General features: G+C 49.6%; 14 protein-coding genes and 2 pseudogenes. 1 reads left to right on the forward strand and 15 read right to left on the reverse strand.

Features of this window, described 5'->3' with window-relative positions:
- Positions 1–19: 19 nt before the first annotated feature.
- The 14 genes and pseudogenes from QC818_RS03940 to QC818_RS04000 all read right to left on the reverse strand — a co-directional run bounded on the left by QC818_RS03940 (position 20) and on the right by QC818_RS04000 (position 12,119).
- Entirely contained in the window at positions 20–1,027 is a 1,008-nt protein-coding gene (locus tag QC818_RS03940; protein WP_309651540.1) for an SDR family NAD(P)-dependent oxidoreductase, read from the reverse strand.
- 21 nt (positions 1,028–1,048) lie between these two features.
- A complete protein-coding gene (locus QC818_RS03945) occupies positions 1,049–2,215 on the reverse strand; it encodes a glycosyltransferase family 4 protein (RefSeq protein WP_309651541.1) in 1,167 nt (388 codons plus the stop codon).
- A complete protein-coding gene (locus tag QC818_RS03950; protein WP_309651542.1) occupies positions 2,212–2,823 on the reverse strand; it encodes a CatB-related O-acetyltransferase in 612 nt (203 codons plus the stop codon). The genes QC818_RS03945 and QC818_RS03950 overlap by 4 nt, the downstream gene beginning before the upstream one ends.
- A 329-nt stretch (positions 2,824–3,152) precedes the next feature.
- Positions 3,153–4,311, reverse strand: a pseudogene (locus QC818_RS03955) (transposase); the annotation flags it as partial.
- A 26-nt stretch (positions 4,312–4,337) separates the two neighbouring features.
- Positions 4,338–4,628, reverse strand: coding sequence for a DUF1153 domain-containing protein (locus tag QC818_RS18370; RefSeq protein WP_374710051.1), 291 nt, complete (start codon positions 4,626–4,628; stop codon positions 4,338–4,340).
- Position 4,629: 1 nt separating this feature from the next.
- Positions 4,630–5,955 (reverse strand): hypothetical protein, encoded by a 1,326-nt coding sequence (locus tag QC818_RS03960; RefSeq protein WP_309651543.1) that lies wholly within the window; start codon positions 5,953–5,955, stop codon positions 4,630–4,632.
- A gap of 525 nt (positions 5,956–6,480) precedes the next feature.
- Positions 6,481–7,308 (reverse strand): sulfotransferase family protein, encoded by an 828-nt coding sequence (locus tag QC818_RS03965; RefSeq protein WP_309651544.1) that lies wholly within the window; start codon positions 7,306–7,308, stop codon positions 6,481–6,483.
- A gap of 154 nt (positions 7,309–7,462) precedes the next feature.
- On the reverse strand, positions 7,463–8,170 hold the full coding sequence (locus tag QC818_RS03970; protein WP_309651545.1) for an NAD-dependent epimerase/dehydratase family protein: 708 nt from the start codon (positions 8,168–8,170) through the stop codon (positions 7,463–7,465).
- Complete coding sequence (locus QC818_RS03975) at positions 8,163–9,221, reverse strand: TDP-N-acetylfucosamine:lipid II N-acetylfucosaminyltransferase family protein (protein ID WP_309651546.1); 1,059 nt, start codon at positions 9,219–9,221, stop codon at positions 8,163–8,165. The genes QC818_RS03970 and QC818_RS03975 overlap by 8 nt, the downstream gene beginning before the upstream one ends.
- Positions 9,218–10,093 carry a glucose-1-phosphate thymidylyltransferase RfbA gene (gene rfbA, locus QC818_RS03980; RefSeq protein ID WP_309651547.1) on the reverse strand — a complete coding sequence of 292 codons (876 nt, stop codon included), beginning with the start codon at positions 10,091–10,093 and terminating at the stop codon, positions 9,218–9,220. The genes QC818_RS03975 and rfbA overlap by 4 nt, the downstream gene beginning before the upstream one ends.
- 80 nt (positions 10,094–10,173) lie before the next feature.
- Positions 10,174–11,232, reverse strand: a complete 1,059-nt coding sequence (rfbB, locus tag QC818_RS03985) for a dTDP-glucose 4,6-dehydratase (protein WP_309651548.1) — start codon at positions 11,230–11,232, stop codon at positions 10,174–10,176.
- A 22-nt stretch (positions 11,233–11,254) separates the two neighbouring features.
- Positions 11,255–11,614, reverse strand: coding sequence for an MBL fold metallo-hydrolase RNA specificity domain-containing protein (locus QC818_RS03990; protein ID WP_309651609.1), 360 nt, complete (start codon positions 11,612–11,614; stop codon positions 11,255–11,257).
- A pseudogene (locus QC818_RS03995) lies at positions 11,590–11,919 on the reverse strand (MBL fold metallo-hydrolase); the annotation flags it as partial. The gene QC818_RS03990 and the pseudogene QC818_RS03995, both read right to left, overlap by 25 nt.
- Entirely contained in the window at positions 11,895–12,119 is a 225-nt protein-coding gene (locus QC818_RS04000; RefSeq protein WP_309651549.1) for a hypothetical protein, read from the reverse strand. The pseudogene QC818_RS03995 and the gene QC818_RS04000, both read right to left, overlap by 25 nt.
- Here QC818_RS04000 and QC818_RS04005 point away from each other — a divergent pair.
- Entirely contained in the window at positions 12,036–12,218 is a 183-nt protein-coding gene (locus QC818_RS04005) for a hypothetical protein (protein ID WP_309651611.1), read from the forward strand. The two genes, QC818_RS04000 and QC818_RS04005, sit on opposite strands and share 84 nt — an antisense overlap.
- Here QC818_RS04005 and QC818_RS04010 read toward each other — a convergent pair.
- Positions 12,155–12,457, reverse strand: a complete 303-nt coding sequence (locus QC818_RS04010; RefSeq protein WP_309651610.1) for an MBL fold metallo-hydrolase — start codon at positions 12,455–12,457, stop codon at positions 12,155–12,157. The genes QC818_RS04005 and QC818_RS04010 overlap by 64 nt on opposite strands.
- Between the last annotated feature and the right edge of the window lie 164 nt (positions 12,458–12,621).

Raw genomic sequence — 12,621 nt, forward strand, 5'->3', positions numbered from 1 at the left:
GATAGGTTGGCGGGCAGAATCAAGCCTCGAGCGCGTCGCGAACTTCCGGCAGCGTCAGCAGCAGCTCCTTGAGCTCCTGCTTGTTGAGCTGATAAGTGTTGTGGGAATGGTAATCCTCGGTAGCGGCCTCTTCCACGTCACCCTCGGTGAAGTACTTGCCGTAGTTGAGGTCGCGATCGTCGAAGCTGACGCGATAGTAGTCGCCCATGTCCTCGGAGCGACGTAGCTCCTCGCGGCTGGCAAGGGTCTCGTAGAGCTTCTCGCCGTGGCGCATGCCGATGACGCGCAACTCGTTATCGGCATCGAACATCTCCAGCAGGGTCTCGGCCAGCAGCTTGACCGTACAGGCCGGGGCCTTCTTGATGAAGATGTCACCTTGGTGTGCATTCTCGAAGGCGAAGTTGACCAGCTCGATGGCATCCGGCAGCGAGAGCATGAAGCGCGTCATGCTGGCCTCGGTGATGGTCAGCGGCTTGCCTTCCTTGATCTGCTTGATGAACAGTGGGATGACCGAGCCACGCGAGCACATCACGTTACCGTAGCGCACGCAGGAGACGGTGGTTTCGCCTTCCCCCAGCTGCCGACTGGCTGCCTGGGCCGTCTTCTCCATGAGCGCCTTCGTCATGCCCATGGCGTTGACCGGCATCACCGCCTTGTCGGTGCTCAGGCACACCACGCTCTTCGCACCGGCCTCCACGGCCGAGTCGATCACGTTCTGGCTGCCTTGTATGTTGGTCTTCACCGCCTCCAGCGGGAAGAACTCACACGACGGCACCTGCTTCAGCGCCGCCGCGTGGAACACCAGATCCACCCCGCGCATGGCCTTGTCGACCGACTGCCGATCGCGGACATCGCCGATATAGAACTTCAGTTCGGGACGACCAAAAGCGATCCGCATCTCTTCTTGTTTGGCTTCATCACGGCTCAGGATGCGGATCTCACGGTAGCCATGGTCAAGTAGGTAGTTCGCCATGGTCTTGCCGAAAGAGCCTGTACCCCCAGTAACAAGAACAACATCATTATTCATCACACACCTGCAGCCTATAAATCAAGACTCACATCCTATACTTTTCAATGCGATCTTCGAGTACAAAAACTCCTCCCTCATTGCAGACTGAGCGGAGGCCTTTAGAGAAAAGTAATACTCCTTATCATCAACACACTTAGAGACAACCTCTTTTATTTCAGAAAGATTGCCAGTCTCTAAGAACACAACATTCCCACCAATATCCACATGCGTCGTACCTTTCCAGTATTTAACGACCAGTGGTATGCCTTGAGCGACGACCTGTTCCCACAGCACCGAATGCCTACCAGGAAAGACCACCAGATCAGACATCGCAAAGTATTGATATGTCTCACTAGAACTTATCCACCCAACATATTCAACCTTTGATGCTTCCTGACATAGACTCTCAAACTCTTCTTTTAACTCATCAACTACGGACCCAAAAACAACAAGCCTTATATTTCGATCTTTCAGATCACCTATGGCCTTCATCAGAGCAAGAACTTGTTTTTTTTCGCTATCAATTTTCCCTCCGGTAACCACCACAAATTCGTCTGGAGCTATATGGAGCTCACGACGAGCCTGAGCCCTTTTGCTTTCAGGGCTCCACTGATTTACGCAGTCATCATCTGCCCCCATCAGGAGCAAATCTACTTTCTCATCAGGAATTTTGTACACATCCTTTAAAAAATCCACTCTAGCAGGGAGCACGCCAAAGAACTTGTTTGCATATGGCAAAATCGACCTTGCACAAAGCCGCCAAATCAATCTATGCAAAACATTCCTAGAAAGAAAGCTTCTTGCACTATTAGAAAAATCCGCATGATTATCTACGTACAGCTCTACATCGGATTTTTTCTTCAGGTAACGCGCAACTTCAAAAATATCTAAAAACTGACAGCCATGCATGAATATCAAGTCAGGCTTAGCGGAAACAAGCTGCTCATAAACCCCTTCAAACCTTTTCAACTTCTTATCAACTTTCTCTCTTTTATATTCCAGCCGGGTAACCTTTATCCCATCTTCATTAAAATAAGGCGGGCGTTTTTTTTCAACAATCTTGTATCCTGAACTATCAAAACTGTCTAGAGATGCTAGTATTTCGACCTGGTGCCCGAGAGCTTTATGAAACCTAGGAAGTAAATTCTCTTGGTATGAAAAACCATCTATATAAAAACTAGCAAGACACAAATGGAGTATCTTCATACGCCTTTCTCAGCCTCAACAAAGTATCGCACATCATTAAACATCCAAGACTTCTCGGCAATTTCATCATCCCCCCACTCCCACCAGCGAATAGCCAAGAGCTGGCGAGAAATTTCATCAGAAAACCTTTTCCGAATAAATTTTGCAGGATTGCCAGCCCAAACCTCGTACTCGCCTATGCTCTTTGTGAGAACTGCCCCCATGCCTACCACCGAACCATGCCCTATAGTAACGCCGGACTTAATCAGAGAATTCCTTCCAAGCCAAACATCATTACCTATGACAGTTTCTTTGTTGGGGGAAAAGTCATGCGTAGCAAAATTCTTTTTTAATACATTAGCCCCTGAATAAAAAACTGGAGAGCTAGAAACCCAATCTATTGGGTGATGCCCACCGCCTATCACAACATTATCAGCTATAGAACAAAAGGAACCTATCCGAGTATTTACGACGGAACAATCACTCCCAATATAAGAATATTTTCCAATACTGGATCGCACAACATGGCTTCGACTGCATATTTTAACTGTTCTATGCACCTCAGAGCTTGTAATTGCAGGAAGCTGGATCTTCTTCAATGCTTTTGATATATAATAAAGCACTCTCATGCCAAGCACTCCGTTGAAATAGCTATCGAAAGATGATGAAGAAAACAAGAAATTTCAGCACCAAGAAAATACCCACTTTCCAATTTTCCGTAAAAATCTAAGTCCAATGTCTACCATTATCGGCCGCACCTTTGGCCGGTAATACAGGCTTCGCCGGGGAACTTCAACCATTTCCGCCTGCTGTCAGTACCGAGGCTAAAAGTCCCCTGAGTACCGAAATAAGGTGTCCCCCACTCAAGCCGGGTACCTTCTGGTTGTGAAGCGAAGCGATCAGGAGGGACCCGATGCTCAAGCAGTGATCTTACCCAGCAATCGTGGACACCGATCTAAGCGATCATTCGGGCCTCGAAGGCCTCCGGGCTGATCATCCCAATCTCACTGTGCCGGCGCTGCCGGTTGTAGTCCATCTCGATGTACTCGAACACTTGCCGTCGCATGGCGCCCCGGGTCTCGAATCGCTCGCCATGGATCGCCTCGACCTTGAGGCTATGGAAGAAGCTCTCGGCACAGGCATTGTCGTAGCAGTTGCCTTTGGCACTCATGCTGCACTGGAGGTCGTGCCGGGTCAGCAGCGACTGGTACAGGATCGAACAGTACTGGCTGCCGCGATCTGAATGTACGATGACCTTCCTGGGCATCTTACGGCGCCACAGCGCCATCTGGAGCGCGTCCCCGACCAGGTCGGCGGTCTTCCGATTGCTCATCGCCCAACCGATCACCTTGCGTGAGAACAGGTCGATCAACACCGCCAAGTAGAGCCATCCTTCACCGGTCGCCAGATAGGTGAGGTCGCCAACCCATTTCTCGTTCGGCGCCATGGCGGTGAAATCTTGCTCCAGCAGGTTGGGCGCCACCGGCAGCGAGTGTCGCGAGTTCGTCGTCGCCTTGAACTTGCGCGCCGCCTTGGCGCGAAGCCCCTGGCGTCGCAGGCTGGCAGCGACGGTCTTGCGATTCACCGCCAGACCATCGTCAACCAAGTCCAGCGCCAATCGGGGGCACCTGAGCGCCCCTTCCGGCGCTCGTAGGCCTGGGCCACTCGCTGGTCGAGAAGCGCCTGCTGGCGGCGTCTCGGGCACGGTTCACCGTCACGCTGCCGCCAGGCGTAGTAGCCACTGCGAGCGACCCCGAGAACCCTGCACATCCGCTGGATGCTGAATGCCTGACGATGCTGATGGATGAAGGCGTACTTCACTTCAGGCTCTTGGCAAAGTACACCGCGGCTTTTTTTGCGATTTCAAGCTCTTCCGACTTCTCGGCCAGTTGGCGCTTGAGCCGGGCATTCTCGTCGGCCAAGGCTTGCTCGCGGGCTGAAGCGCTTTGCTGCTGCTGGGCCTTGGTCCGCCACTGGTAGAGCTGGCTGGGCTGGAGACCAAGCTCTCGGGCGGCAGCACTGATGCCGACGCGATCGGCGAGCGCCAGGGCCTCAGCCTTGTAGTCCTGGGAGTAGCGGGTACAGGTCTTCTTCATCGAAGCTGCTTGCCTTGCCATGGGTCACCTCGTCTCAGTGTACTGTTTTAACGAGGTGTCCACTGCTGTTGGGCAAGATCAGACATCTTAGATCGGTAGAAAGTGGACAGTTCTAATCGGTGTTGACAGCGCTGGGCCTCATCGATCCAGCCTTCGATCTCGGAGACGGTGAGATCGTACTGGCGAGCCACCTCAGCTGCTGTGTTCTTGCCCTTAAAGATGTCCATGACCACGGCAGCCTTGCACTTCGCGGCCCACCGTTTGATAGGGGGGGGGCGTCGCTCGTCCTGTCCTTCTGATGGCTGCACTATACCCTGTGCAGCTATGGAGGGGGTCACTTCAATAAGAGGCTGATCTGAGTTTATTAGAAGAAAAAGCCACTACCAACAAAACCAAAACCCCCGCCGCCCAAATTGTCTTACTAAAAATAGTCCCAGAAAATGCATAACTAACTACAAAGTAAGAGGTGGCAGATAAGGCCAGAGCATTTGTATCTTTAAGAACCCTAAAGCAATGAAAAGCCAGGAAAAATAAAAACAACATTAAACCCAAGAAACCTCCCGCTCCCAATATCGAAACATAAAGGCTATGCGAATAATATCCAGAATCACTTTCAATATTCACCAGCCCCAACCCAAACAAAGCACCATCCTGAAGAACAGAAGATAGTATCGAATTCCAGATATCCCAGCGCGGGCTCTCTCCTGGATTACTTACAGCTTGCATGATCTTATCAAAAAGCAAACCATTCGCAACAGTTTTATTAACAAACCAAGAAGCATAGAATATCAAACAAGGGAAAAACAACAAAATGAAAAAACCCTTAAGAAGACCAATTCTTCTCATACCTCCCGACTTAAATGTTTCAGCCAGCTTAACAAAGAAGTAAGTCAAAACGAAAGCTACTAACCCAAGAAGAGCCCCCCTTGCTACCACTGCCAACAGCCCGGCAACAAAAGTAAAAAGAAGAGATAATAAGATGAAAAAAACAAACTTTGATGGCAGCCAATATCTTTTGCCCCCATAAATAATTGCACTTAGCGATACAATCCCAAGAGACAAAACTTGGTCTATTATCCTTACACCACCTCCCCAGCCTGGAGTAAGGGTTAGTCTCCATCCACCATCGTAGATTAACGCTGCATAAGCCAAACATGACACTGAAGCTACAACAATACCACAGAAAACAACAAGCATACTTCTCTTAGAATTGTGGCAACAGGTGAAGCTAATAAAGGCCACCAACACCAGCATGCAAAGAGAGAGATATGCAATAAAGCTATCAAAGTTATTCCCAACAACAATAAATAACAAGGGTGTCAGAAGAAATTGCAGCAGCCAAAAAAGTGAAGCAGTATCATATTTAACAAAATCTAAGAAATAAACTTGGCGCGCAAGCCAGCCTATGACAACACCAGGAGAAAGAATCTTGTATAAAGAAAAAACCTCATTAAAGCTAAAAATTGGCTCATAAGCAAGATAGCTTAACCAAATAGCTACCGCAAGCGGGGGATTAAAAAATGAGGTGGGAACAATAAAGGCAGACAATACATAAGTTAAAGACCACATCTCGTTAAAAACGAGAAAAAACATCATGGCACTAAAAATTAGCAATAAAAAAAGCTCCCTCTTAATTGGAGCTAGAATAGCATTAGGGCTTTCCAATGTTCTCTCTCAATGAATATTTATACTAGTCAGCAACGCCAAGAAAACCGTCATACTCGTTCAGTTTTACGTAGCTTCCTTTTCTGGAAGGATTGGCATCATGGTCAGGTCTCGCGTGGGGATTGGGCAACACCACTTCTCGTGCACATGTTACAAGCACTTATTCAAAACTAATCGAATCACCCTTTCCTTCATAGTCAGCAAGCAGGCGGTGTTCCTCATCACAAAATAGATCAAATGGGCTTTAAGCTATCAGCTACAGCCATGTTTACCTCATATACCTAAAGAGAACCTTGATCAATTTCAACTCCAGCGACTAAGCTAATAGTCGATAACCAGCATTTGTTGCTGCTCAGATTCAGCAAGCTGTGCAACAAAGCACTTTACCCACAACTCCATCCGTTTCAGAACTTTTAGGATGGATTTTCGCGAATAATTTAGATCAGGCAATTAGACATTACCATTAACATTACCATCTGATAACAGAAAGCCACATATAAGGCAAAGTTTCAAACTGCGTATAAATTAAATAGCGTACCCAAGCTTATCTGCACTTTCACCACATATATTCCGTATGATTTCACAATTGCGCATTCCAAAAAAGTCTTTAACTGAAACCGCGGAGTTCCCCCGGCCCTGATACTGAACATCAACATTTCCAGAAATATTTTTTTTAATCTCCATCCCTAGACTATCAGCTAAGGAATAGATAGCCCCTTCTTTATCTTTGATGAAATCTTCATACTTTATTACGAAGAATTCTTTGTCCCCATTCAAACATTCTTTCGCTGCCAAATCCCAACGATGGGCTAGGCCTTCTATATAGCTTCCGGAATCTCGCCCTAACCAAGTACTATCCAAAACCAGCCGCCATACTGGAGTCTTAGCAAGCTCAGGCCAATCATCCAAGTTTATGTTTTGTAAATCCCCTGGAATTCCCAGCCTATTTAGAATACTCCTAATATTTTGAAATGGATCCCTTTGGATGAACACAAACTTGGCATTAGGCATCAATTCACGAACCTCATCGTAAAAAAATGTCAAGCAAGGTTCTTTAATAATGGAGCGTTTGAAGTCAGACCTGTACTTATATGCCACATCCGAAAACTTCATAACGTTGTGCTTTATACAGAGTTGCCATCCGACATCAGGGATCGCTTTCTTAAGATCTAAAGTTACGGATTGTTGTGTCGCCTCAGATAGTAATGCAGCAATCGCTGTTGACCCTGTTTTTTGGTTACCAAGAATCACAACAGGCTTGCTATCATGAACTTCTGAGCAGAATGCTTTCACTTTCTTTTTATAATTCGATTCAAGTGTTTCAGCAACAGCCTTACTTAAAAGATGCTTCATCAGGCATTTCCTTAACGACAGCGATTTCACAAAAAGCTAATCCCATATGATCAAGCCAGCCTTTCTTTTTGACATTTGACAGAAAGCACAAGGACACCACCAGGGAGTTTATTAAATTATGTGCAATGTTAACAAATATCTCTTGGGCCCTACATCAAGTAATTGCAAATATCTTTTTAGCATATTTTTTCACAACTAGGCTATAGTAATTTTTAGAGAATATAGAATCATCCTCTCCAATTATTGTTTTATCTTCATGACTACCATAAGGATAAGACCCACCTTTATCCACAATCTCTACTTTCGACTTAACCCCAACCTCCTTGGATATCAGTCTAGCAAGCTCCAAAGGAGTTATTGAATCACAGGGGCACAAATCTATTGTTGTATTTTCATACCCTTTCTTCAGTATAAAGCTAGACAGCCTCACAACGTCGTCTACATCAATAAGGCATCTAGTTGACTTAGAATATATTTCAAGAGGCTCACCTTTTTTTATCTTCCTTATAAAACTTGGGAACAATGTGTTATTATTCACGCACCCAACAACTTGCGGGAGCCGAAATATTAAATAACTTTTCGACAAATCACCAACAACATTTTCCATCTCCAATTTGTGCTTATAATATTCTGAACTTTCAGTCACAGATGCGACACTACTGAAGTAAACAAAAGTTGAAGCGTCAGCCTTGTTTATTTCTTTTATAGCAAGTTCTCTCTCTCTCTGGAACTCACTTTTTTTCACTTCAGAAGAGTTGGAAACCCCCGAACAGAAAAAGACACATCCATCAGGCAATGTAACATCAGAAGATCGAGCCATGAATGCCTTTGCAAGCATACCATTCCCAACAACTTCACTCATCAAACACTTTCTCCCAAGAAGCTTTGAGCAACTTCATGTTAAAATTCTCGTTGATTATTTTCATATTTAACATCGAGCTTTCTTCATCGATAAGAGACAATGAATCCATGTTCTCGACAGATTTAACATTCACCCCTAGACTTCTGAAAAATTCATATGGTGTTTGGTCTGACCTTAAATACACAGTTTTACCCATGCTCAAAAGGGCAATAATGTTACCCATAGCTTGCTGGCGGCGATGATTGAAGAGTGCCACATCTATCTTTTCCATGTAAGCATTGTAATCTTCAAACCCCATAAACTCTGTTAGCGGAACAAAGCTCTCACCTAAACGATCAACCCCGTAGTCAATCACCTTACTTTTGTGTAATTGATCCCCATATGAAAGCGGGCAGTATGCCAGGAAGCTTTTTCCCCTTAGCTTACTGAGCTTATCTATTAGCTCAAACTGTTCGTTGCTTGGGTCAGCAGAATTTCCAATCTGCACTTTCACAACATCAAGAGAATTCTCTTTCTTCGCCCCATTACTCGTCAACTCCCTAGCCAAATGACTTCTATACATAAGGCTTTGATGAAACTTACCTGAAAAGCCATACCATTTCCTTGCTAGATCAACATCCCCAGGCACTGTAGTTATAATAAATCCCATCCCCCTGATCACAGGTGCTTTAAAAAACTCTCTGATTCTCCATTTGAAAGTTTTATCTCCCTGTCTAAAGCTGTATAAATCCCCACCCCATAGAACCCAATAAGCTTTTTTCAACTGCCAAGGCATACTCCACAACAAAAGAATAACCCTAATATCGAAAAGCCCATGCAATATAATTTTGTCAGAAGCACTCATCATCTTGGCAAGATCTACCAACCCTTTTATTTTTTTTATTTTACCCCTCCCAGAACTATTAACTCTTGCTACTTCTTCAACTGGAAAACGCCCTCCTTCCTTCAACCAAAAGACATGGTCATTCAAATCGAAGTTATCTTCAACAAAATCAATAAATGGAGGGATAAACTTATCTGGGGTACATACATGCAGGACTTTATTACTCACAACTCACCCACAAGATCTAAAATGTATTGCCCATATCCAGTTTTCCTAAGGGAGCCGCCTATTCTCTTTAAATCTCTTTGAGTCAGCCAATTTTGTTTATAAGCAATTTCTTCCAAGCATGCTATTTTCAGACCTTGGCGATGCTCAATCGTTTGTACAAAACTGCTTGCTTCCAACAAGCTCTCATGTGTACCCGTATCCAACCAAGCGAAACCTCTACCCAACTGTTCCACGCTCAAATCTCCTCGTTCGAGGTAGGCCTGATTGATGCTGGTGATTTCCAATTCTCCTCGGTGAGAAGGCTTCACTTTTTTTGCGACTTCGATCACATCATTATCGTAGAAGTACAGGCCAGTAACAGCATAGTTAGATTTCGGCTTTACAGGTTTCTCCTCAATGGAAATGGCGCGCTGGTTGGTATCGAACTCAACTACGCCAAATCGCTCGGGGTCTTTGACCTGATACCCGAAAATCGTGGCGCCGCTACCACGCGCCGCGGCTTCTTGGAGCTTAGGTGAGAAACCTTGGCCATAGAAGATATTATCCCCCAAAACTAAGCACACACTGTCGCTGCCGATAAACTCCTCACCGATGATGAAGGCCTGAGCCAAGCCATCCGGGCTGGACTGCTCGGCATAGCTCAACTCGATGCCAAACTGGCTGCCATCGCCCAGCAAACGTTCGAAGCTCGTCCTGTCTTCCGGGGTGGTGATAATCAGCACTTCACGAATGCCGGCAAGCATCAGTACCGAGAGCGGATAATAGATCATCGGCTTGTCGTAGATCGGCAGCAGTTGCTTGGAGACGCCCATGGTGATGGGGTACAGGCGCGTACCGGAGCCGCCGGCGAGGATAATGCCTTTGCGTGCCATGGTGATTCCTTATCCAGTTCCAGCCTTCAGTCATCGCTATGCGATGGATCGCGCAGCCATGCTGCGCTCCTGTATGTTTTTCAAGATGTAGCTACGCCCAAACGCTCCCGCTGGTAGCTGCCATCCTGCACTCGGCGACACCAATCCGCGTTATCCAGGTACCACTGAACGGTCTTGCGGATGCCGGATTCGAAAGTCTCTCGCGGGCGCCAGCCCAGCTCGCGCTCGATCTTGTCGGCGTTGATGGCGTAGCGCAGGTCGTGGCCGGGGCGGTCGGCCACATGGGTGATCAGATCCGCATAGGGCGAATACTGCGAAGGGGCCAGCTCATCGAGCAGATCGCAGATGGTCCGCACTACCTCGATGTTCTGCTTCTCGTTATGCCCGCCGATGTTGTAGGTCTCCCCTGCCCGGCCTTCGGTCACTACCTTGTAGAGCGCGCGGGCGTGGTCTTCCACGTAGAGCCAGTCACGAACCTGCTCGCCCTTGCCGTAAACCGGCAGCGCCTTGCCCTCTTGGGCATTGAGGATCATCAGCGGAATCAGCTTCTCGGGGAAGTGGTAGGGCCCATAATTATTCGAGCAGTTGGTGATCAGCGTCGGCAGGCCATAGGTGCGCTGCCAGGCACGTACCAGATGGTCCGAGCTGGCCTTGCTGGCCGAATAGGGCGAGCTGGGTGCATAGGAGGTCTCTTCGGTAAACAGCCCTTCCAGCCCTTCCAGGTCGCCATACACTTCGTCGGTGGAGATATGGTGGAAGCGAAAGGCTTGCTGGTCTTCGCGCTCCAGGCCGTTCCAATAGGCACGCGCCACTTCCAGCAAGGTGTAGGTGCCGATGATATTGGTTTCGATGAACGCTGCCGGACCATCGATGGAGCGGTCGACATGACTCTCGGCAGCCAGGTGCATTACCGCGTCTGGCCGATGCTCGCGGAACACCCTCTCCAACTCAACACGATCACAGATATCCACCTGTTCGAATGCGTAGCGGTCACTGTCGCTGACCTCTGAAAGCGACTCCAGATTGCCGGCATAGGTCAGCTTGTCCACGTTGACCACGCTGTCGCTGGTGTGAGCCATGATATGACGAATGACGGCGGAGCCGATGAAGCCCGCGCCGCCGGTGATGAGGAGTTTCATAAGTTACCTACAAACAAAAGTGTCATGAAATCGATAAAGCACTCGCCAGCGTCACCTCGACATCATGACCGGCCTGCTCAGCCCAGCGCTCGATCTCGGCCTTGAGGGCCTGCTGGGTGTGGGGCTCGCCATGCACCAGGCGCACGTGACGCGGCGGATGACGCATGCGCTTGACGAAGTTGAGCAGGTCGTGCCGGTCGGCGTGGGCGGAGTAACCGCTGACGGTCTCGATGCGGGCGCGGATGTCGACCCGCTGGCGTCGAGTTCCACCCAGCCGCCGCGCGGGCCGTAGTGCTGGATGTCGCGGCCCGGCGTGCCGGCGCCCTGGTAGCCAATGAACACCACGGCGTGGCGCTCGTCGGGCAGCATGCGCGTGAGGTATTTGACTACCCGGCCGCCGGTAACCATGCCGCTGGCGGCGATCACCACCGCGGGGCGGTGGCTGGCGGCCAGGTAGTCGACGGTGCGCTCGTGCTCCTCGTGGCTGGCCTCGGTATAGAGGTTCTCGAAGCTGAGCGGGTGGCGGCCGCCGCGCAGCCGACGATGGATCTCGACGTCCCACCAGGGCTTGAGCTCGCGGTAGACCTCGGTGAACCGTGCCGCCAGGGGCGAATCGACGATGATTTCCAGGTCGTGCCAGGGGCCGGCGGCGCCGCGGTGGATCAGCCCTTCCAGCTCATAGAGCAGCTCCTGGGTGTGGCCTTCAGCTTGCCCTGACGGTGTCGGCGATCGCCGTAGGTGCTCTGCAGCTGGCCCTGGACCTTGTCGAGGCTTTCCACCTCCACATAGGCAGAGCCGAGGATATGCCCGGCCCGCTGCAGCCTGACCCGCAGGCGATGGTGCTCGTCATCGAGGACGGTGTGCCAGGTCTTGTAGTCGAGGGGCACCAGCCGCTGCGTCACTTCATCGAGGAAGCGCTCGATCAGGGCGCGCTCGCGGGTGAAGCCGATCTTGAGGGCACCGAGCAGAGGATGGGCCCCTGGTAGCCCGCCGCCAGCAGGTAGGGCAGCCGGCCAATGTGATCGATGTGCACATGGGTGGCCACCAGCGCAAGCACATCATCGACCGGGAAGCGCACCCGGTGCTGTTCCAGGCTGTCGAGGTGCTTGGCATCCTGGCCCTGGATAAGGCCGCAGTCGACCAGCAGGATGCGGTCCGGGGCGATCTGCAGATGGTGGCATCTGCCGGTGACCCCGGGGCCCCATGGTGGTGAAGTCGAGGACAGTCGTCCATGGCCAGGACTCTTGGATTACCTTTGGGCTGCCTGGGTGCCACGTCGGGACGGCGCAGCCCCCGTGTGCGGTGCCGCCGAAGGTGATCGGGTCTTAGCATGTCACCGGGGGCAGCCGGGGTCTGCCCCTCTGACTTTATGGCTGGCTATGGCGGGCC

It is taken from the genome of Halomonas koreensis (genome assembly GCF_031451675.1).
GTDB lineage: Bacteria > Pseudomonadota > Gammaproteobacteria > Pseudomonadales > Halomonadaceae > Halomonas > Halomonas koreensis.